Here is a 21,692-nt window from a genome sequence, read left to right as displayed (position 1 = left end):
CATGTTAACTTTATCGTTAAAAAATAAAGAAACAATAAAACAAGAACGTTCTAGAGAAGGTGAGACGTACTTAGTTTTTAAGAATTATCCCTATCAATTAGGAGATTATTTTGAGTTGACTTTAAGTGAGCCAAATCAACTAGTGTGGGTACAGATGGATGCAGCAATTGAGCCTAGTTTGATTTATGTAGAGGGTACCACGTGGCGCTATCAAGTGATTTTAGATGAAAAGTTAGGTTTAGCTTATTCGCCAAACGTGTTTAAAGGAACTAGACATTTTGTTAAAGCGTGGTTACCGACAATAGATGAAATTAACGCCTACAGAAATTTAGCTAAAAATTCGCACGATCAGAAAGATGATTCAAAAGGCTATCCTCATGCCTATGCAAATGTTGAAACACGAAATGATTCAACTTTCTTTGCTAGAAATGCGATTGATGGCATAGTTGCTAATGAAAATCATGGGTCATATCCGTACCAGTCATGGGGCATCAATCAACGTGTCGACGCTCAAATTACCATTGATTTTGCGCGTGAAGTATTAATTGATAAAGTAGCACTTGTGTTACGTGGAGATTATCCACATGATAGTTACTGGACACGTGTGACTTTAGAGTTATCGACAGGAGATGAGTATGTGCTTGAAACAACGAATGCTCTTGATCGTCAATTCTTTGACATTCCATCAACTGCTGTGACGAGTGTGACATTAAAAAATCTCATCAAACATGAGGATGATTCACCGTTTCCAGCGTTAACACAAATTGAAGTATTTGGAAAAGAATATAGTCAAGAGTTTGATTTGTAATTTACAAATAGATTGAGATGAACTATAATTTTTTTACCTAATGTTATATCCGCAAGATAACCATCTTGTGGATTTTTTCACTAGAAAGTCAGAGTATAGGATGATAGGGATGAATAAAGTAAATTATTTACTGCTTTTAGAACAAGGATTTGAATTAGTCGATACATTAAATGAAGAATCATGTGACTTTGCAACAACTCATCATATATCTGAGGTGACCGGAAAGAAAACAAATATTGTCAATCACCACTTAAATAATTTATTTAAAGAAGGTGAATTAATCAAAATTAATTCTAAACCAGTCTATTATTTACCAAAACAATTGGTCTCAGATTTTTTAAATCAAGAATTATCCAAATCTGTTTATGACTCTTTTGAGGAATTATTGGCAGATAAAACCGACGTATTTGATCAGTTGATTGGCAGTCAAAGTAGTTTGAATCATGTGATTAAGCAAGGGAAAATTGCTTTAAGTTATCCACCAAAGGGGATGCCGTTTCTTTTAACCGGACCAACTGGTTCTGGTAAAACATATTTAGTTAAGCGCTTTTATGATTATGCGAGACAAATGGATTTACTAGATGACACAGCCCCATTAATTATGTTTAACTGTGCAGAATATGCAGATAATCCAGAATTATTATCTTCTAAATTATTTGGACACAAAAAGGGAAGTTTCACAGGTGCCGATGAGGATAGTAAGGGACTATTAGCATTAGCTGATAAAGGTGTGTTATTCATAGATGAAGTCCATCGTTTAACACCAGAAAATCAAGAGAAACTATTTTATTTTATTGATGAGGGAAAATACAAGCCAGTAGGAGAAAATGAAACATGGTCACATGCAGATGTGAGATTAATGTTTGCGACAACTGAAACATTGGATGATTACTTGCTTGATACATTCACAAGACGTATTCCGATAGTAGCGAAAGTACCGTCACTAGAAAGTCGTGGTATTAGAGAAAAACGTGAATTCTTGTATCATTTTTTTAGACAAGAAGCTTTGTTACTGAAAAAAGATATTTTAATTGAAGATGCCCTGTTTCATTTTTTATTAGCTTATAAATTTGTTGGAAACGTAGGAGAATTACAAAATTTAATCCGTTACATTTGTGGTAATGCCTTTGTTCGTCAGGGTTTAGGGGAAGAATTAACGGTTTCGATTAGTGATTTACCTGATAATATGAAAAAAGAAGCGTTTCGAGCAATTGATTTAACGCCAAAAGATAAAATAAAAATCACACCGACTGGGACGGTCATTGACCCAAGTTATCGATCGATTGCGACGTTTTTTGATGTGTTATATGGAGAGCTTGATAGCATTGGTAAGCAATATTTGAGAGAAGAACTTAACTCGCATTACTGGATTAATGTGTCGTTTGAAAAAATAGAGGAACAGTTTAAATCAATTAATAACCGAGTGTTGATAGACAAGCCATTAAAAATCAAGTTAGTCTCCATGATTGATGAGGTTTGTCGTGTGATGTATGAAACGCATCAAATCGAAGTATTGCCAGAAACACGTGACATTTTATTATTATTTATCGAGCTGTTGTTAGCTAGAGAATCAGACAGTGAGTATGCAGTCGATAGAGCAAAACAGTACAATCAATTGTTTAAAGAAAAGCTAGAGTATGTTACGAATACCGTTGATTTATTTGTTTATTTGTTTAAAGAGATGTCAAATATCGGCCATATTGAATTAAATGAGTGGGACTATTTGATTTTAAATATGATTTTTACTTATTATCGTCGTTTGAAACATAAAGAACAAATCAATGGTGTGATAATTTGCCATGGAAAAAGCACGGCATCTAGTCTAGCGGAAACAACGAACGCTATGATTGGTCAAAAGGTGTATCAAGGAATTGATATGTCATTAGATGTGAGTTTTAATGAGATTATCGTGAAGCTGCAACGTTATCTTTCCTTGCATGAAACAGCCAATGGCACGATTATATTGATTGATATTGGTCATACACAAGACTTAAAAGAAGCGCTCGAGCATCGTGTGGACGGATCAATTGTGATTATCAACAATGTCTCAACTCAACTAGCGCTAGATGTTGGTTTTAGAATTGTGAATAATGAACATATTGAAATGATTGGAAAAGAATCTTCTCGTCAGCATTTTTCAACTTATTCTATGTTCCAACCGGATAAGAAAAAAGTCCCAGCATTAATTATTTCGTGCCAATCAGGTATGGGGACAGCCAAGAAATTACAAGAAGTCATTTCTGAAAATTTACCTAAAAATACGCCAATTCAACTTGTTTTATCCGATTATGCACATCTGAAAAAAATGAAAACCAATACTACGATGTTTAATCGTTATGATATTATTGGCATTTTAGGCACAGCTGATCCACAAGTTGACGGTGTGAAATATATTGGGATTGATGATGTGGTATCTGAAGATGGGTACAAGCATTTGGCAACCATATTTGAGCGTTATTTAGACCCACTGGACATTCAATATTTGAATAATGGTGTCATGAAGACCTTGTCATTAGAGAATTTGGTTACAATGTTAAGTATTTTAAATCCAGAAAAAACCATTGAGTTAATTTCAGAGATGATTGATTATTGGGAACAAGCTTTTGATATAAAAATTCCCAATAATTTGAAGACAGCGTTATATATTCATATCAGTTGTATGATTGAGCGTGTGATTACTAGAGAGTATGTTCAAAACACTTTAATGGATGAAGAAGAGTTTAGTAAAAATCACTCCTATTTTATAAATGTTATTAAACAAGGGTTGGAAAGGTTTGAGTCAGTCTATCATGTCTCGGTTGATTTAGGGGAAATATCCTACTTGCATCAATTGTTTCAAGCAAATCTAATTGGATTTACTTTTTAATAAAGTAAATCCAATTTTTTTTGTTATACATCCAATTTATCGTTTTTAAAACGTTATAAATAAAGCGTTTTAAAAAGTTGGCACGTGACTTGCTTTATATAAAGTGAGACTAATAAAGGAGAGAAGTGGCGATGATAAAAGAAGATTTATTAAATGCACAACGTTATTATGGATCAGGATTACTATCTAAAAAAGACATTACCGATGCACTGGATCATGCAGTGGCTTTAGTAGATGAGAATATTAAAAAATTTGGTGAGACGTATCCAAGTCCTGCTACTAAAAATGGTTTTTATGAGAAAATGAAAAACATTGAGTGGACAAATGGCTTTTGGACTGGAATGTTATGGCTGACTTATGAATACACTGGTGATGAAAAATATCGTCAATTAGCTGACAAACATGTCACAGATTTTTTACATCGTATTGAAGAAAAAATAGAAGTTGACCATCATGATTTAGGGTTTCTTTACATCCCGTCTTGTGTGAGCGCATACAAATTAACAGGAAATGAAGAAGCTAAAAAAGCTAGCATTTTAGCAGCAGACCAACTGATTTCTAGATACCAAGAAAAAGGTGAATTCATTCAAGCTTGGGGCGAGTTAGGTGCAGAAGATAATTACCGTTTAATCGTTGATTGCATGTTAAACATCCCACTTCTTTACTGGGCATCAGAAGAAACGGGAGATATGACGTATTCAGATATTGCGGACAAGCACTATCAAACAACATTAAAAACAGCGATTCGAGAAAATGCTTCAAGTTTCCATACATTCTACTTCGACCCTAAAACAGGTGAACCATTAAAAGGCGTGACTCGTCAAGGGTATTCAGACGATTCAAGTTGGGCACGAGGACAGGCATGGATTGTGTATGGTATGGCACTTCAATATTATCAAACACACAATGATTACATTGTAGAAGATTTTAAAGCTGTTACAAACTATTTATTAAATCGTTTACCAGAGGATTTAGTTCCATATTGGGATTTAATCTTTACTGATGGCAGTGGTCAATCAAGAGATTCATCATCTGGAGCGATTGCGGTATGTGGTATGAATGAGATGTTGAAATATTTACCAGAGTCAGATGAATTGGCAATGACGTATCGTTACGCTTCTCACGCTATATTAGGTAGTTTGATTAAGAACTACACGTACACTGATTTAGCAAAAGAAAATGGGTTATTAACTCATGGTGTTTACTCATGGCATTCAGGAAAAGGTGTGGATGAGGCAAATATCTGGGGAGATTATTTCTACATGGAAGCACTTCTTCGTTTTTATAAAGATTGGACATTATACTGGTAGGAGGAAAAAACAATGACAGAACCAAATATTAAAATGGTGAGAATTGACGAACGCTTGATTCACGGACAAGGACAATTATGGATTAATTCACTTGGAGCAAACTTAGTAATTGTAGCCAATGATGAGGTATCAACAAGTAGTATTCAACAAACATTAATGAAATCACTAATTTCAAAATCAATTGGGATGCGTTTTTTCAGCATAGAAGAAACATGTGACAAAATCCATAAAGCATCACCTAAACAATCGATTTTCCTAGTAGCTAAAAATCCTAAAGATGTTTTACGTTTAGTTGAAGGAGGCGTGCCAATCAAAGAATTAAACGTTGGAAACATTCACTTTACAGAAGGTAAAAAACAATTAACTAATTACATTTCACTTGGTGAAGAGGATTTAGCCGCCTTGAAAGCATTACACAATGAACACGGGGTACATTTCAATACACAAACAACACCAATGGGCGGCGACGCTGGTGGTGGATTAGATTTAAACAAATACGTCGAAGAAAATTAATCGTTGGAGGTAAAATAAATGGATGCAACATTCGTACAGGCATTATTAGTAGGGTTATTTGTTTCATTTTGTTTAATCGGTCAGTTAATTGGTATTTATACTAACCGTGCAATCTTTTTATCATTTGGTGTCGGACTTATTTTAGGTGATGTTCAAACGGGGTTATTAATGGGAGCGACAGCTGAATTAGCCTTTATGGGATTTGGTGTTGGGGCTGGAGGAACTGTTCCACCTAACCCAATCGGACCAGGTGTTGTTGGGACTATTATGGCAATTGCTTTAAAAGACACAGGAATGGACGTGCCAACAGCATTGTCTTTATCATTCCCATTTGCTGTGATGATTCAATTTGTGATTACATTTATCTATTCATTAAATGCCGGATCACTTTCTTGGGCAACAAAATCTATCCAAGAAGGAAATTACAAATCATTTAAATTAACATCAAACTTAACATTTATCGGTTTTGGAGTATTTGGATTTATCATTGGTTTAGTTGCAACAATGAGTATTGAAGTATTACGTGCTTTTGTTAACATTATTCCTCAAGCACTTATTTCAGGATTATCTGTTGCAGGTGGCTTGTTACCAGCTATTGGTTTTGCGATGATTTTAAACGTTATGGTGAAAAAAGAATTCATTCCAGCTATTTTATTAGGTTATGTATGTATTTCTTATTTAGCAATGCCAGTTATTGGGTTAGCATTTGCCGGCGCAATTCTTGCATTAAACAACTTCTATAACAAAGGCAATGGACAAGCAGACGAACAAGAGGAGGTAATCGAAGATGGCATCTAACCAACAACCAGTATTAACGAAAAAAGATTATTTTAAAGCAAGTTTACGTTCATATGTGTTACAAAATGGATTTAACTATGGAAATTATCAAGGAACAGGATATGCTAATATTCTTTTCCCTTCTCTTAGAAAAATTTACAAAGATGACGAAGAAAAATTAAAAGACGTTACCATTTCTAACTTAGAGTTTTATAACACAAACCCTCAGTTAGTTCCATTTATTACAAGCATGCAATTAGCCATGTATGATAGTGGACAAAATGAAGAAGACACACGTGCCATTAAGTTTGCGTTGATGGGACCTTTATCAGGGATTGGGGATTCATTATCTCAATTTGGTTTAGCACCATTATTCTCAACCATTGCAGCAGGTATGGCATTAGATGGCTTAATAGCTGGTCCTATCTTCTTCATCGTGTGTATGTTTGGTATCACATTTGGTTTACGTATGTTGATGGGTTACTTAGGTTATAAACTAGGAACAAATGTCATTGATACATTGAGTGAAAAAATGGCAAGTATCGCAAAAATTGCGACAACAATTGGTGTAACGGTTATCTCAGGATTATCTGTATCATTTGTTAAAGCTAATTTAGCACTTGAATATGTGACAAAAGTTGAAGGTAAAGATCAAGTAGTGGCTCTTCAAACAGTGTTTGATAAAATTGCACCAAATCTTTTACCAGTTTTAGTTACAGCAGGGGTATATGTCTTAATCAGAAAATACAAATGGTCAACATACCGTTTGATTGCATTGCTTATTGTATTAGGTATCGCTTTATCAATGCTAGGAATCTTAAAATAGTAGGGTGGAATAAAAATGTTTAAAGTATGCATAGTCGGTCATGGGAATTTCCCGTCAGGTATTTGTTCAGCTTTAAAATTATTATCAGGAAGTAATGAACAGTTACACTATTTTGATTTAGATCACAATTTAACTCATGGAGAGTACGAACAACAATTAACAGCCTTTTTAACAGAAAATGACAATGTCTTGATTTTTGCTGATATGACAGGGGGCGCGCCTCATCAAATCGCAACACGTTTGTTATTAGAACTAGGCAAAAAAAATCAATTTATCTTATCTAGTGTGTCCTTAAATCTAATTTTAGATTTATATATGAAAAACAGCATGGGTATTTTAACGACAGATAATGTTTCTGTTGAGCTGTCAAATAGTATGGCTGAAAGCAAAGAAATGTTGATGGTAATGCCTGATATTTCTGAAGAAAAAGTGGAAGATGTATCGGTTACTGAAGAAGAAGGTATCTAAAATATGAAAACATTCGGGATTATCTTACTCATACTGCTTGTCATACTTTATGTTGTTGTTTTACCCCTTGCAAAGAAAAAATATCAACAAAAGCAATTAGTTGATATGCAATCTTTTTTAAATGAATTATCAGTTGGTGACCAAGTCATGATGAATAGTGGGATTATTGGAAAAATTAGTCGAATTGACGAACATATTGTTCATCTAAAAATAGCTAAAGATACCATTATTCGAGTGGATAAACACTCACTCATTGGTCGATACAACGAAGAAAAATAATCAAGTAAAGAAGTCACGATAACTCTATTATATAGATGAACGTGGCTTCTTTTTGTTAGAGGAGACGAGAGAATGAAGAGGACATTTTTTGATAAACAAGAGGCAAATATCATGTTGATGCATACGAATAGTCAGTTATTACTAGAAAACAAATTTCAATTTATTCACCCATATGATATGGAACCATGCCGTGACATTATTGCGTTTGTTGATGGCATTGACTGGACACATGTCCCATTTGAAGATGAAGAGTGGAATTATATGCTTAATCGTCAAGAATATTTACTAGATTTGTGTATGAGTTTTGATATTTCTGGTGATATTTGTTATCTACAAAAAGGAAAAGACTTAGTATTAGACTGGATTACTAAAAATCAAACGACCGAAAATTGGCGAACCATTGATACAGGAATTCGTTTGATGTATTGGGAGATTATGATTCGCTATTTGGACCAAGAATTGTTACTCAGTGTACCTGATAATGAAAAAATAAAACAGAGTATCTATCAACAATTAAACTATTTGGATGATGACTATATCGAGAAGTATGATTTGAGTAATTGGGGGATATTGATTGTTGCTGGATTTTTTATCATTTCTCATCGTGCGAGTGACATGTGTGAGTCAAGTGTGTACCGACGCATGCTTAGTCGTTTAACACATCAATTACACCTACAAATCCAACCATCTGGTAATCACTGGGAACAGTCGCCATTATATTTTATGGAAGTGCTACGAAGTATTGTGTGTATCCACCAAAGTGATGTACTAAAAGATTATCCCGTACAAATATTATTAGAAGAAAAGATTTTGTCTATGTATCATTTTATGCCACATTTTGTGACACCAGAAGGGACGACTATTCTACAAGGGGACACAGATGAGATGAGAATAGATGATGTGATGCAAACTTTATCGCTACTCTACCAACAATCTTTGCCGCCGCTTTTTGCCAATCATGTAACGGTTGATTATTTACTTCTTTACTTTAGTCACCGTGAGATAGATTATTCAACATGGGAAAAAAATATAATTCAGTGTGTAGATGAGGAATTTCCTAAGACAATGACGGATGATTTTACAGGGAATTATTATTACCACAATGATTGGGATTCTATGTCATCGTACGCCCATTTATACAATGGCCCATTAGGGAGCGGGCATGGGCATCTTAGTTTATGCCACATTGATGTCACACTTGGTGGTGATAATATCTTGGTAGATAGCGGACGTTTAACTTACGTCGAGTCACCGCTTAGATATTTATTAAAAGAAGCACCGCAACACAATACCGTTGTGATAAATAGTCATCCATTTGGTGAGGTCGTGGATTCATGGGGATTTGAAGCTGTTCCAACAAGTTTATCTAACCGTGTCTATGAAGATGATCGTTTTTGGTCCGTAAGAAGTGCGTACATCGACACTCAAGTTAATGGAGATTTTAAAGTCGTGCGGACAGTATTATATATAAAAGAATTAGATAGTTTTATCATTTTAGATCAGGTTGTTGATATAGGAGATAATGCATTTTCTAATATGACGCGCTATTTTAATTTAAATCCAAAGATAAAAGCACGACAAGAACAGGATCATATTAGCTTGGATATAAAAAATAAGCGATATTATGCCTATTTCAGTGAAGAATCAATACATGTAGAAGAAAGTTTTTTTGCCCCAACATACAATGATTTAATTGTTAATGAAAAAATTATGGCAACAAGTAGTCAACCAACTCAATATACTGTTCTGACTAAATACAGTAATGTTGTAGTCAAAGAAACCACAGTACAAAAAACTGATAATAAGTTATGCTCAGAGGAAAAATGTTACGGAATGGCAATCACAATAGATGGACAAGAGTGGTTGATTTATTCGATGATTGAAGATACTTATTCAGGCCACAAATTATATAAAATAGATGGACATCCAGTCTATGGACAATTCGGTGTTGTGAAAATAGATAGAAACAATGAAGAGAATTATATGAGATTGTTTTAAAAATGAAGTCACCACTTTACTATGCTTTAAGCCGTAAAGTGGTGGTTTTTAGTATTGTTTTTTTGAAATAGATAGCCCGTAATCAAATAAATACATGAGTATTAACACAATGAAGACACTGATAAGAGTAGTAAGTAAACGGTAAGGTACGATTAATAGGTTGACAGAGGTAGAGTTCAAGGTACTTAATAATAAGATTTGTGGATTAGTAAAAAAATTGGCGATGGCATAATTTCTTGGTATGAAAAATACAACACCAATATTTAGTAACACAACCGATAAATAGATAATGATTTTTGGTAAATATAAGTTAATTAAAATAACACCTAGTACTAAACCGACAATACTACCAATCAATCTTTGGTGAGAACAGATTTTGATATCACCCATGTTTTCTCCACCTAAAATAGCGACAGAAGTAATTAAAATCCAATAGCCGTTTTGCTCATTAAACAGAGTTGAAAGGTAAGCTGAATAGAAAATGATAGAAGAAAATTGCAATGCTTTTAATATAATATCAGGGTCTTTATAGATCATAATATAATACTTGTCTTGTACACTCAGTTTATTATTAGTTTTTAATTGTTGGTTGAATGGTAATTTTAATAATAACGAAATAATGATACCAGAAATAATAGCTCCTAAAATACCGTATCATAAATAATGACTTGTTTGTAATACATTATGAGTATTCTTTAAGTTAGTTCCTGTAGCAAATAACATTAAAATAAAAAAGTAATCAGGTTTTGGAACATTAAATAATTTCGTTGTAATGAAACAGATAAAAGAGATATTGCTTATTAAGAAGGGAATCATTTCCGTTTTATAACTAGATAGTATGCCTAGTGTAAATGCTAAGTACAAGCTAACACCGTGTCCTAATATATAAATAAAATTTTGTTTAACCAATGTATATTGAAAATACAAATAAGAGAAGGCCCCTATAATGCCAATTGTCGCAATCAAAGTATTATCTAATACGATAGCAAATAAAAGTGTGATAAACATGGCCAATCCAGCTCCTAAAAGACGGAGAAAGGAATCATTTGTTTTTCTTGTGGTAAATAGATGTTTAAAGTACGTCATTAAAACACTCCTTTTCATGGTTATATTATAGCAGAATAACCAGTTTTATCCCCTATTTAGAGTAAATAAGTCTGTTTTAAATCCATGTCACCCTTGACATTTAATAACAAATAGTTGATAATATAAGTGGTTACTACCAGTTGGTATTGAAAGTGGTATTAGGAGGAGAATATGAAAAATAAGAAGCAACCATTATATGGTCAACTAGTTGATGAATTAAAAGAATCTATTGAAAAAGAACATCAAGCGCATGATTTATTACCATCAGAAAGAGAGTTAGCAGAGATTCACGGTGTTAGTCGAACAACCGTTAGATTAGCTTTACAAGAATTGGAAAATTTAGGGTTTATCTATAAAAAACATGGCAAAGGAACGTTTGTTTCTGGTGTATCAGATAGCATTTTAAACCTAACAGGAGCCTACAGTTTTACAGAACAAATGAAGTCTTTAGGAAAAGAACCCTCAACAAAAATTTTAGAATTTTTAGTTGTTGAAAGTAATAACTATTTAAGTGAACAACTGGGAGTACATAAGGGAAGTCAGTTAATTAAAATTAAACGATTAAGATTAGCCGATGGGGAGCCAATGATGTTAGAAAGAACGTATTTACCATACAAACGTTTTGAAGGGTTAACAAGTGAGATGTTGGAAGAAAAGCCAATGTATGATGTGTTTTATGACACATATAATCAACGAATAAAATACGCAGAAGAAGAATTTTATGCCAGCATTGTGAGTGACAAAGATGCCGAATACATTGAAGTCCCAATAGGTTCAGCTGCCTTAAACTTAGTCAGAAAAACAGTGAATCAAGAAAATGAAATCATTGAATACACATTAAGTGTGGCAAGAGCCGATCAATTTAGATACAAAGTATTACACCATAAAAATTAAATGAGAAGGAGTGCTTTACATGTTAGATTGGACTAACCAACAGTTAGAAGAGATAGGTGCAGTGATTACAACAAATGAAATTAAGCAACAACCAGAATTATGGAATGAAACACTTGAAATTTTTAATTCTCATAAAGAAAGTTTAGAGGCTTTTTTAGAAGGGTTTAAAAAAGAAACAACTGAAAAAATTCGTGTGATTTTTACGGGAGCAGGAACGTCTGCATACGTGGGAGATCTTGTTAAACCCCATTTAACACGTTATGGGAATACATCTGATTTTATTTTTGAAGCTATCCCAACAACTGATATCGTGTCAGCGCCTTTAAATTATTTTAAAGAAGATTCTCCAACGTTACTTGTGTCTTTTGCAAGAAGTGGGAATAGTCCTGAAAGTGTCGCGACGATAGATTTAGCCAATCAAGTTGTAAAAAATGTGAAGCATTTGATTATTAGTTGTGCTCCTGAGGGAAAACTTGCAGTTAATGCTAAAGATGATAAAAATTCTTTTGTTATGTTAATGCCAACTCGTTCGAATGATCAAGGGTTTGCTATGACAGGAAGTTTTTCTTGTATGACCTTGGCTGCTTTATTAATCTTTGATTTGGTTCACACTGATCACGAAACGATTGTATCGACGATAGTAAATATGGGAGAACAAGTAGTCACGATGGAAGATACGCTGTCTAATATTGTAGCGCAAGATTTCAATCGAGTTGTTTATTTAGGATCTGAGAGTCTATCAGGCTTAACAAGAGAAGCTCAGTTGAAATTACTAGAATTAACAGCAGGAAAAATCGCAACAGTATTTGATTCTTCATTAGGGTTTAGACATGGCCCTAAATCATTTGTGGATGATAAAACAGTATTATTTGGGTTCATTAGCAATGACACATACACTAGTCAGTATGATGTGGATATTTTGGAAGAAATTAATGGAAACGCTATAGCAGTCGAAACAATTGCTTTATCACAAAATAAAACACAATATAGCGGAAAAAATATATCGCTCACAAATGATTATCAATTGGCAGACGGATTTTTAGCGTTGCCTTTAGTGATGATTGCACAAATCATTGCCTTATTAACATCAGTGAAAGTTAAGAATAAACCAGACACACCATCACCCACAGGAACAGTTAATCGCGTTGTTCAAGGTGTTACGATTCATCCATTTAACTAATACGAAAGAGGGATTATTATCATGAAAAAAATCAGTGAAAACAAATTAGCGCGTATGACTCATTTATCGACAAAAGACGGCATCATCGCGGCTCTTGCTATTGACCAACGTGGGGCATTGAAACGTATGTTGTCAGAACAAGGATTTAATGGAGATGTTAAATCGGCGATTGTCGAGTTTAAAGAACTTATTTCTGAATATTTAACCCCTTACTCCTCTTCGATTTTATTAGATCCAGAATACGGTTTGCCTGCTTCAAAAGTAAAAGTAGATGATGCAGGATTGTTATTAGCTTATGAAAAAACAGGATATGATGCGACTGAACCAGGACGTTTCCCTGATTTATTACCTGAATGGTCAGCGCTACGATTGAAAGAAGCTGGAGCTGATGCGGTGAAATTCTTGCTTTATTATGATGTGGATGAGTCTGATGAGATTAATGAGCGTAAACAAGCATTTGTGGAACGTATCGGGTCAGAATGCGTGGCTGAAGATATGCCGTTTTATCTTGAATTATTAACTTATGATGCTCTAATAGATGATGCAAAAGGAAAAGATTACGCAAAAGTTAAACCGCATAAAGTCAATGAGATGATGAAAGAATTCTCACAAAATCGTTATCAAGTGGATGTATTAAAAGTAGAAGTGCCAGTGAACATGAATTATGTGGAAGGATTCGCTAAAGAGGCAACTGATGTAGTATATACAAAAGAAGAAGCGTTAAACTATTTCAAAGAACAAAGTGACAGCACACACTTGCCGTTTATCTTTTTAAGTGCAGGCGTGAGTGCGAAATTATTCCAAGACACGTTGTATTTTGCAAAAGAGTCAGAGTCAACATTTAATGGGGTGCTGTGTGGACGTGCAACATGGAAAGATAGTGTCGAAGTATTTGTCAAAGAAGGAAGAAAAGCCGCTGTTGAGTGGTTAAACACACAAGGTAAACAAAATATGGATGAGCTAAATGAGACTCTAAATGCGACAGCTTCATCTTGGCATAATAAATTATCATAGTGGGTGAAAAAATGATTGTATCAGTTACGATGAACCCATCAGTCGACATTTCGTATCCACTAAGTACATTGATACTTGACGATGTCAATCGTTGTGATCAGGTAAAAAAACAGCGGGTGGTAAAGGATTAAAGGTGACACGAGTGATTCATCAAATGGAAGAAGAAGTTATTAATACTGGACTGTTAGGTGGTGTGTGAGGTGATTTTATTCGAGAGAAACTCTCCAAGGAAGGGATTAAGCATGATTTTTCCAATATACAAGGTGACACACGAAATTGTATTGCAATATGGCATGATAACCATAAACAAACAGAAATGTTGGATTTTGGTCCGATTATCACTGAATAAGACCTTGTCGCGTTTGAAACCATTTTTTAAACTTAACTAAGACATGTTGTGACATTATCAGGAAGCTTACCAAAAGGTGTGTCAGAATATTACTATTCACAATTGTTGGATGCTATTATCTGACAGTCAAATAAAAGTAATCTTAGACACATCAGGAGATAGTATTTAACAAGGAAATATAAACCTCATGCCATCAAATCTCATAATGATGAATTACAGGCTTTAATTGGAGAAAAAGTAACAGAAGATTATGCCAATGTACCAGGTTAAGGCATCCCTTATTTAAGGCTGTGATGTTAATCACTTTGTCACTAGGTAAAAGTGGGGCGTTTGTGAAATACGAAGACTCATTTTACCGAGTTAAAATTCCTAACAAATCCGGCAGGAAGTGGCGATTTAAATTTATCGGGGCTTACGATTGGGTTAGCTAAATAGTTATCCATAGAAGACATTTTAAAGTATGAAATGACTTTATGAATGTTGACTGCAATGGAGGAAACGACAGGTTATGTTGATGAGACCCAATTTAATCAAGTTTATGATAATATTTTTATCGATAAATAATAATAAAGACGATAAGGTTTGTTAAAACAAAATTTATTGTCTTTTTAAACGTTTATGAAAATAAAGTAAAAAGGAAAAGTTAGGTGTTTTTTTGATATAATGTTTGTATGACACATAACTATATAAATCATAGATATAGTGTTAAGGTGAAATAAGTATCTAACTAGGAGGATGTCTATATGACAGAGTTAAAACGATTACAAAATGGTTCTGATATTCGAGGTATAGCAATTTCTGCTGAGGGGTTTGAAGCTAATTTAGAAGCAAAGCAAGCAAAACAAATTGCTAAAGGAATAGTTGTTTGGTTAAGAACAGAGAAAAAAGTGACACATTCACCTATTAGGATTGCTATCGGACAAGATAGCCGTTTGTCTGGAGACTTGATAAAAGAGGGACTGATTCAGTCGTTATTAACAGAAGATGTTCATGTGATAGATACAGGATTATCAACAACTCCAGCTATGTTTATGGCTACGCAATTTGACTCATTCAATGCAGACGCTGGTATCATGATCACAGCAAGTCACTTGCCTTTTTATTATAATGGAATTAAATTATTTACCAAAGATGGTGGAGCAGAGCATGAAGATATCGCGTTCATTTTAGAACATGCTCTCGCACATATGGAAGACAATGAGATAAAAGGAACACTTGAAAAACGAGAAGTGATATCAACGTATGCAAATGATTTAGTAGAGAAAATACAAAAAGAAACTGGAAGCAAAGAGCCGCTTAAAGGATTTCGCATTGTCTTAGATGCTGGAAATGGGGCGGGAGGTTTTTTTGCTGAAAAAGTATTAGAAGTATTAGGAGCAGACACAACAGGTAGTCAATTTTTAAATCCTGATGGTCATTTTCCTAATCATATCCCAAATCCAGATAACAAAGAAGCTATGGAGAGTATTAAACAAGCTGTTTTAAATCAACAAGCTGATTTAGGTGTGATTTTTGATACGGATGTTGATAGAGCAGCTGTAGTGGACAAAACAGGTGAAGTGATTAATCGTAATAATTTGATTGCCGTGTTATCACACATTGTGTTAGAAGAATCTCCTGGGGCAACGATTGTAACGAATTCCCCAACATCTAGTCATTTAAAAGATTTTATTGAAAGTTTAGATGGAAAACAAGTGCGTTACTTATGTGGGTATCGTAATGTTATTAATAAAGGCATTGGATTAAACAACCAGGGAATCGATGTACCACTATCTATTGAAACAAGTGGTCATGCTGCGTTTAAAGAAAATTATTTCTTAGATGATGGTGCTTATGTGGTGGCTAAAATTCTGATGTTATTGCCAAAATTAAAAGAAAACAATCAAGAATTGAGTGACCTGATTGCCAACTTAAAACAACCTGAAGAAACAACTGAAATTCGATTTAAAATTAGCGGTGAAGATTACCGAATATCAGGAGAATCGGTTATTGCTGCGATGCATGATTTGGTGTCAGAAACGCAAGGTTTTAGTATTGATATGGATAATGAAGAAGGAATTCGCGTCAATGTGAGTGGAAAATTTGGTCTAGGATGGTTTTTATTACGTATGAGTTTACATGAACCATTATTAGTTCTTCAAGTTGAAAATGATGAAGTTGGAAAAAATCAATTAGTATTAGAAAAATTGTCTTCATTCTTCTCACAATATGATTTTTTAAATACAGATAAATTAACAAATAAATTGAAGGTATAGGCTTAATTGAAAATAACCTTTAAATAAAGATTGATGACTTAAATTTTATCTAGTAAGATTAGTATTGTAACTGGGTTAAGTTATCTTAGTATGAGATTTTTATAAAAATATTTGAACTGTTATTTGGAAAAACTAATCATCAAGGAGGATAAAGGTGAATAAGCAAACACGTCAAGCCGTTTTAAAAAAAATTATCTCCGAACATAACATAGAAAAACAATCAGATTTAATTAATTTATTGAAACAACACGATGTAAATGCTACGCAATCAACGATATCTAGAGATATGAGAGAGTTAAATATAATAAAAAGTCATAATACCAATGGCAGTTCTTACTATCGTCTGCTAAACAACTCGGTTCTGACTTCTAAGAAATTAACCAATGAGGAACGTTTGATTAGCGCCGTTTCTGAAACAGGTGTCTCGCTAAATCAGATTGAATTTACAAATGTCTTAACAGTTTTACCTGGTAATGGACAACTAATTGGTGTGCTGATCGATAGTGTTAGACAATCATTTGATGAAATTGTGGGATGTATTGCAGGAGATGATACGATCTTGATTTTATCGAAGTCCCCAGAAGATGCAGCAGTTGTAAATGAATATTTTGAACGCTTCCTTTTTCCAGCATAGTATTTTTAATAATTAAGCGTCAATTGATAAAAGATTCACATATTTTTTAAAATAAGCTGATGTTATGTTACTTTTAAATAATATCGGCTTATTTATTTTACTATAACTATATTAACGACATATATATATAGATTAACAATTTATGTAAATGTATTAATGAAAAAAGTGTTGTATAAAATCAAAAAAACAAGCGCTTACATTTTTTGATATTTTTTATGAATAAAAAAAATAAATATGGGTAAATATTTATCTATAATGGGAAGTTAGTGGTGTTTAATAGGTTTTTGTGTATTTTATATCCAGTGATTGACATAATGATGCATACTTCGCATTTATAATTCTAACTTCAATATTGTTCAAAAATAAACTATTTGTTAATCTATGAATGTAAACAACGTAAGGAGGTTTTTGACATGGAAAGTCCAATCAAAGTTTTTTCAGAAATCGGTAAATTGAAAACGGTTTTGGTGCATCGACCAGGTGGAGAATTAGAAAATTTAATGCCTGATTATTTAGAAAGGTTATTATTTGATGATATTCCTTATTTGGAACAAGCACAAAAAGAACATGATGCATTTACTGACTTGTTAAGATCCAAAGACGTGGAGGTAGTTTATTTAGAAGATTTAGCGGCGGAGGCGTTGATTAATGATGAAGTTAAAATGAAATTTGTTGATCAATACCTAGAAGAAGCAGACATTAAGAGCACAACTGCTAAAGAAAAAGCAAAAGAAATTCTATTATCATTACCAACTAATCGCGATTTAATTGACAAAGCAATGGCAGGTATGCAAAAAGTTGAGTTGCCAGATTTTGAAATGAATAACTTAACAGACATGGTTGAATCATCTTATCCATTTGTTATTGATCCAATGCCTAACTTGTATTTCACTCGTGATCCATTTGCTACTATTGGTAACGGAGTATCAATTAACCATATGTATGCAGAAACACGGAATCGCGAAACAATATTCGCTCAGTATATATTTGATTATCATCCAAGATTTGCAGGAAAAAATGTTCCTCGAGTATACAATAGAACAGAAACAACTCGTATCGAGGGTGGAGATGAATTAGTTTTAAGTAAAGATGTGTTAGCGATAGGTATTTCTCAAAGAACAGATGCAGCGTCTATCCAAAAAATGGCAAAAAATATTTTTGATGAAAATATTGGATTCAAACATATTTTAGCGTTTAATATCGGTGAGTATCGTAAATTTATGCATTTAGATACAGTGTTTACAATGGTTGATTATGATAAATTTTCAATTCACCCAGAAATTGAGGGGGAATTGACAGTTTACTCTATTTCACAAGATGATAATGGTGAAATGCAAATAGTTAAAGAAGAAGATACATTAGAAAATATTTTATGTAAATATTTAGGATTAGGGAAAGTACATTTAATCCGTTGTGGTGGCGGTAACTTAACTGCTGCTGCTAGAGAACAGTGGAATGATGGTTCGAACACATTAGCTATCGCACCAGGTGAAGTAGTTGTTTATGATAGAAACCTAATTACAAATAAATTATTAGAAGAAGCAGGCGTTAAGTTGAATTATGTACCAGGAAGTGAATTAGTCCGTGGTCGTGGTGGCCCAAGATGTATGAGCATGCCATTAGAAAGAGAAGAAATTTAAAAAAATTAAATTAAAGGGGAGAACTAAAATGACATCATCAGTATTTCAAGGACGTAGCTTATTAGCTGAAAAGGACTTTACGAAAGCAGAATTAGAATATCTAATTGACTTTGGAATTCATTTAAAAGATTTGAAAAAACGTAATATCCCTCATCATTACTTAGAAGGAAAAAATATTGCATTATTATTTGAAAAAACTTCAACAAGAACTAGATCGGCGTTTACAACAGCTGCAATTGATTTAGGGGCTCATCCTGAGTATTTAGGAAAAAATGATATTCAATTAGGTAAAAAAGAATCAGTTGAAGATACGGCAATTGTTTTAGGAAGCATGTTCGATGGAATCGAATTTCGTGGTTTTAGCCAAGAAGTAGTAGAAGGACTAGCTAAATATTCTGGTGTCCCAGTATGGAACGGTTTAACAGATGAATGGCATCCTACACAAATGATCGCAGATTTTATGACAATAAAAGAAAATTTCGGTCGTTTAGAAGGTATAACATTAGTATATGTTGGAGACGGACGTAACAACATGGCAAACAGTTTATTAGTAACTGGAGCTATCTTAGGTGTTAACGTAAGAATCTGTGCACCAGAATCATTATTCCCAGCTGATGATGTGGTAAACTATGCAACGAAATTTGCTGAAAAATCAGGAAGTCAATTAATGATTACTGATGACGTAGATAAAGCAGTAAAAGATGCGAATGTTTTATACACAGACGTATGGGTATCTATGGGTGAAGAAGATAAGTTTGAAGAACGTGTTAACTTATTAACTCCATACCAAATTAATATGGATATGGTAAATAAAACAGGTAATACAGATGGTGAATTAATTGTTCTTCATTGTTTACCAGCATTCCATGACACAGAAACTGAATATGGACAGATGGTTGCAGAAAAATTTGGAATCTCTGAGATGGAGATTACTGACGAAGTATTCAGAAGTAAATATGGACGTCAATTTGAAGAAGCAGAAAATAGAATGCATTCAATTAAAGCTATTATGGCTGCTACTCTAGGTAATCTATTCATACCACGAGTATAAAAAACGTTTAAGCAGCATGTTTTACATGCTGCTTTTTTTAAAAGTAAATTTAATTGATGGAGAGGAGTTTTTCTTTATGGAACAAAAAATCGTTGTAGCTTTAGGAGGCAATGCGATTCTATCCGATGATGCTAGTGCACAAGCACAACAACAAGCATTGATTCAAACATCAAAATACCTAGTAGCTTTAGTTAAGCAAGGTTTTAAATTAATTATCTCACATGGTAATGGTCCACAAGTAGGAAATCTGTTATTACAACAACAAGCAGCAGATTCACCAAGTAATCCTGCATTACCACTTGATACATGTGTGGCAATGACTCAAGGAAGTATTGGATATTGGTTGTCAAATGCTATGGCAAATGAATTAAGAGATGCAAATATTCAAAAAGATGTGGCAGCATTATTAACTCAAGTTGTTGTAGATGAAAATGATCCAGCATTTAAAAACCCAACAAAACCAATTGGCCCCTTCTTAACAGAAGAACAAGCAAAAGAAGAAGAGGAAAAAACTGGTTCAGTATTCAAAGAAGATGCTGGTAGAGGTTGGCGTAAAGTGGTTGCTAGTCCGAAACCTATTGATATTTGTGAAGCAGACTCAATCAACACTTTAGTAAATAATGATGTTATCACAATTTCTTGTGGTGGTGGAGGAATTCCAGTTGTTGGAAGCAACTTAAAAGGAGTTGAAGCAGTTATCGATAAAGATTTTGCATCAGAAAAATTAGCACATCTTGTCGAAGCTGACATGTTTGTTATTTTGACAGGTGTCGATAATGTTTATATTAACTATGGTAAAGAAAATGAAGAAAAATTAACGAATGTCACTGTTGCTGATTTAGAAAAATACAAATTAGAAGGTCATTTTGCACCGGGTAGTATGTTACCAAAAATTGAAGCGGCTATTCAATTTGCAAAAAATAATCCAGGTAAACAAGCAGTGATTACCTCATTAGAATGCTTAGGCGAGTTTAATGGATCAAATTCTGTCGGAACAATCGTTACACTATAATATTTGTAAAGGTTGGTTAGATGAGTGTAGAAAAAGAAATTAGTACGCAATATAGAGAATTTCAATACTTATCAGCACAAGATATAACGAAATTAAATGATGTCTGTTTAGTTCGCCATTATAAAAAAGGACAAGTTTTATTTTATCCAGGCGATGAACGTAATCATGTTTTCTTCTTAAAATCAGGTGTTATACGGTTAGAAAAAATAGATAACACAGATTCTTTTTCTTGTTTAGATTTTGTGAAGCCTAAAACCATAATCCCTAAGATTGGTTTATTTAGCGATGCAAAATATTTTTTGTCCTGTGTCGCCTATTCAGATATTGATATTGTCTTGATTCCAACTAAAACTTATGAAGAGATTATTGGGAAAAATAGTTCGCAACTTATCCAATTAGTAAATGATCAATCAGAAATTATGAAACTTCAAATAATTAAGGTACAAAAAAGTAACATGAGTAATTCGTATTACAGAGTAGTTACTACACTGGCTATTATTTTTAAAAATTTAGGTGAGGTTCAGTACCCTATAAAAATAGTGACTGTTCCTTATCCTATTACAATTAGTGATATAGCAAAGTCAAGTGGAACGACCAGAGAAACAGCCAGTGGTGTCATTAAACAATTGATAAAAGAAAAAAAAATAAAATATAACAGAAAGTATTTTAGTTTCTTAGATATTGATTTCTTCAAAAAGATTCTAACCGATTAATAATAATTTATGGAGAGGA

The 21,692-nt window shown here is 33.5% G+C and carries 20 protein-coding genes; 18 read left to right on the top strand and 2 right to left on the bottom strand.

The features are described from left to right. The first annotated feature begins 1 nt into the window (after position 1). The 9 genes from AC37UB_RS08245 (at position 2) to AC37UB_RS08205 (ending at position 9,845) form a co-directional block, all read left to right on the top strand. The gene (locus tag AC37UB_RS08245; protein WP_117973666.1) at positions 2-808 is read left to right on the top strand and encodes a hypothetical protein; all 807 of its coding nucleotides are present in this window, start codon (positions 2-4) and stop codon (positions 806-808) included. Between the two features lie 109 nt (positions 809-917). Beyond that, a complete protein-coding gene (locus tag AC37UB_RS08240; protein ID WP_490685576.1) occupies positions 918-3,674 on the top strand; it encodes a sigma 54-interacting transcriptional regulator in 2,757 nt (918 codons plus the stop codon). 131 nt (positions 3,675-3,805) lie between these two features. Next, positions 3,806-4,984 (top strand): glycoside hydrolase family 88 protein, encoded by a 1,179-nt coding sequence (locus AC37UB_RS08235; RefSeq protein WP_490685575.1) that lies wholly within the window; start codon positions 3,806-3,808, stop codon positions 4,982-4,984. A 12-nt stretch (positions 4,985-4,996) separates the two neighbouring features. Beyond that, on the top strand, positions 4,997-5,497 hold the full coding sequence (locus AC37UB_RS08230; RefSeq protein WP_490685574.1) for a PTS sugar transporter subunit IIB: 501 nt from the start codon (positions 4,997-4,999) through the stop codon (positions 5,495-5,497). A gap of 18 nt (positions 5,498-5,515) precedes the next feature. Next, positions 5,516-6,295, top strand: coding sequence for a PTS mannose/fructose/sorbose/N-acetylgalactosamine transporter subunit IIC (locus AC37UB_RS08225; protein ID WP_079346282.1), 780 nt, complete (start codon positions 5,516-5,518; stop codon positions 6,293-6,295). Beyond that, the gene (locus AC37UB_RS08220; protein WP_079346280.1) at positions 6,285-7,100 is read left to right on the top strand and encodes a PTS system mannose/fructose/sorbose family transporter subunit IID; all 816 of its coding nucleotides are present in this window, start codon (positions 6,285-6,287) and stop codon (positions 7,098-7,100) included. The genes AC37UB_RS08225 and AC37UB_RS08220 overlap by 11 nt, the downstream gene beginning before the upstream one ends. 15 nt (positions 7,101-7,115) lie before the next feature. Continuing rightward, positions 7,116-7,568 carry a PTS sugar transporter subunit IIA gene (locus AC37UB_RS08215; RefSeq protein ID WP_117973657.1) on the top strand — a complete coding sequence of 151 codons (453 nt, stop codon included), beginning with the start codon at positions 7,116-7,118 and terminating at the stop codon, positions 7,566-7,568. Positions 7,569-7,571: 3 nt separating this feature from the next. Then, positions 7,572-7,847, top strand: a complete 276-nt coding sequence (yajC, locus tag AC37UB_RS08210) for a preprotein translocase subunit YajC (RefSeq protein WP_117973655.1) — start codon at positions 7,572-7,574, stop codon at positions 7,845-7,847. A 72-nt stretch (positions 7,848-7,919) separates the two neighbouring features. Beyond that, the gene (locus tag AC37UB_RS08205) at positions 7,920-9,845 is read left to right on the top strand and encodes a heparinase II/III family protein (protein ID WP_490685573.1); all 1,926 of its coding nucleotides are present in this window, start codon (positions 7,920-7,922) and stop codon (positions 9,843-9,845) included. Positions 9,846-9,893: 48 nt separating this feature from the next. Here AC37UB_RS08205 and AC37UB_RS08200 read toward each other — a convergent pair whose 3' ends face one another. Together AC37UB_RS08200 and AC37UB_RS08195 are read right to left on the bottom strand one after the other, a co-directional pair. After that, positions 9,894-10,382 carry an FUSC family protein gene (locus AC37UB_RS08200; protein ID WP_117973651.1) on the bottom strand — a complete coding sequence of 163 codons (489 nt, stop codon included), beginning with the start codon at positions 10,380-10,382 and terminating at the stop codon, positions 9,894-9,896. Positions 10,383-10,499: 117 nt separating this feature from the next. After that, on the bottom strand, positions 10,500-10,931 hold the full coding sequence (locus AC37UB_RS08195) for a hypothetical protein (RefSeq protein WP_117973649.1): 432 nt from the start codon (positions 10,929-10,931) through the stop codon (positions 10,500-10,502). 171 nt (positions 10,932-11,102) lie between these two features. On the opposite strand from AC37UB_RS08195, the gene AC37UB_RS08190 reads away from it, so the two are divergent. The 9 genes from AC37UB_RS08190 to AC37UB_RS08150 all read left to right on the top strand — a co-directional run bounded on the left by AC37UB_RS08190 (position 11,103) and on the right by AC37UB_RS08150 (position 21,673). Next, complete coding sequence (locus AC37UB_RS08190; protein ID WP_242093886.1) at positions 11,103-11,825, top strand: GntR family transcriptional regulator; 723 nt, start codon at positions 11,103-11,105, stop codon at positions 11,823-11,825. Between the two features lie 19 nt (positions 11,826-11,844). Further along, entirely contained in the window at positions 11,845-13,005 is a 1,161-nt protein-coding gene (locus tag AC37UB_RS08185; RefSeq protein WP_241699536.1) for an SIS domain-containing protein, read from the top strand. A gap of 21 nt (positions 13,006-13,026) precedes the next feature. Then, positions 13,027-14,019, top strand: a complete 993-nt coding sequence (gene lacD / locus AC37UB_RS08180) for a tagatose-bisphosphate aldolase (protein ID WP_490685572.1) — start codon at positions 13,027-13,029, stop codon at positions 14,017-14,019. Positions 14,020-15,111: 1,092 nt separating this feature from the next. Then, on the top strand, positions 15,112-16,623 hold the full coding sequence (locus AC37UB_RS08175; protein ID WP_242093879.1) for a phosphohexomutase domain-containing protein: 1,512 nt from the start codon (positions 15,112-15,114) through the stop codon (positions 16,621-16,623). Positions 16,624-16,777: 154 nt separating this feature from the next. Further along, positions 16,778-17,257: an arginine repressor gene (locus tag AC37UB_RS08170; protein WP_117973639.1), complete on the top strand. Its 480-nt coding sequence runs from the start codon at positions 16,778-16,780 to the stop codon at positions 17,255-17,257. A 413-nt stretch (positions 17,258-17,670) separates the two neighbouring features. Continuing rightward, positions 17,671-18,897 (top strand): arginine deiminase, encoded by a 1,227-nt coding sequence (gene arcA, locus AC37UB_RS08165; protein WP_117973637.1) that lies wholly within the window; start codon positions 17,671-17,673, stop codon positions 18,895-18,897. A gap of 28 nt (positions 18,898-18,925) precedes the next feature. Beyond that, a complete protein-coding gene (gene argF / locus AC37UB_RS08160) occupies positions 18,926-19,948 on the top strand; it encodes an ornithine carbamoyltransferase (RefSeq protein ID WP_117973635.1) in 1,023 nt (340 codons plus the stop codon). Positions 19,949-20,024: 76 nt separating this feature from the next. Beyond that, a complete protein-coding gene (arcC, locus tag AC37UB_RS08155; protein WP_117973633.1) occupies positions 20,025-20,960 on the top strand; it encodes a carbamate kinase in 936 nt (311 codons plus the stop codon). Positions 20,961-20,980: 20 nt separating this feature from the next. Further along, a complete protein-coding gene (locus tag AC37UB_RS08150; protein WP_117973631.1) occupies positions 20,981-21,673 on the top strand; it encodes a Crp/Fnr family transcriptional regulator in 693 nt (230 codons plus the stop codon). Positions 21,674-21,692 lie beyond the last annotated feature (19 nt).

The organism is Vagococcus changpingensis, assembly GCF_058211775.1.
This window is presented reverse-complemented; position numbering and strand designations above follow the sequence as displayed.

Coding starts and splice junctions, on each gene's coding strand:
- AC37UB_RS08245 (WP_117973666.1), top strand. CDS start 2: ATGTTAACTTTATCGTTAAAAAATAAAGAAACAATAAAACAAGAACGT.
- AC37UB_RS08240 (WP_490685576.1), top strand. CDS start 918: ATGAATAAAGTAAATTATTTACTGCTTTTAGAACAAGGATTTGAATTA.
- AC37UB_RS08235 (WP_490685575.1), top strand. CDS start 3,806: ATGATAAAAGAAGATTTATTAAATGCACAACGTTATTATGGATCAGGA.
- AC37UB_RS08230 (WP_490685574.1), top strand. CDS start 4,997: ATGACAGAACCAAATATTAAAATGGTGAGAATTGACGAACGCTTGATT.
- AC37UB_RS08225 (WP_079346282.1), top strand. CDS start 5,516: ATGGATGCAACATTCGTACAGGCATTATTAGTAGGGTTATTTGTTTCA.
- AC37UB_RS08220 (WP_079346280.1), top strand. CDS start 6,285: ATGGCATCTAACCAACAACCAGTATTAACGAAAAAAGATTATTTTAAA.
- AC37UB_RS08215 (WP_117973657.1), top strand. CDS start 7,116: ATGTTTAAAGTATGCATAGTCGGTCATGGGAATTTCCCGTCAGGTATT.
- yajC (WP_117973655.1), top strand. CDS start 7,572: ATGAAAACATTCGGGATTATCTTACTCATACTGCTTGTCATACTTTAT.
- AC37UB_RS08205 (WP_490685573.1), top strand. CDS start 7,920: ATGAAGAGGACATTTTTTGATAAACAAGAGGCAAATATCATGTTGATG.
- AC37UB_RS08200 (WP_117973651.1), bottom strand. CDS start 10,382: ATGATCTATAAAGACCCTGATATTATATTAAAAGCATTGCAATTTTCT.
- AC37UB_RS08195 (WP_117973649.1), bottom strand. CDS start 10,931: ATGACGTACTTTAAACATCTATTTACCACAAGAAAAACAAATGATTCC.
- AC37UB_RS08190 (WP_242093886.1), top strand. CDS start 11,103: ATGAAAAATAAGAAGCAACCATTATATGGTCAACTAGTTGATGAATTA.
- AC37UB_RS08185 (WP_241699536.1), top strand. CDS start 11,845: ATGTTAGATTGGACTAACCAACAGTTAGAAGAGATAGGTGCAGTGATT.
- lacD (WP_490685572.1), top strand. CDS start 13,027: ATGAAAAAAATCAGTGAAAACAAATTAGCGCGTATGACTCATTTATCG.
- AC37UB_RS08175 (WP_242093879.1), top strand. CDS start 15,112: ATGACAGAGTTAAAACGATTACAAAATGGTTCTGATATTCGAGGTATA.
- arcA (WP_117973637.1), top strand. CDS start 17,671: ATGGAAAGTCCAATCAAAGTTTTTTCAGAAATCGGTAAATTGAAAACG.
- argF (WP_117973635.1), top strand. CDS start 18,926: ATGACATCATCAGTATTTCAAGGACGTAGCTTATTAGCTGAAAAGGAC.
- arcC (WP_117973633.1), top strand. CDS start 20,025: ATGGAACAAAAAATCGTTGTAGCTTTAGGAGGCAATGCGATTCTATCC.
- AC37UB_RS08150 (WP_117973631.1), top strand. CDS start 20,981: ATGAGTGTAGAAAAAGAAATTAGTACGCAATATAGAGAATTTCAATAC.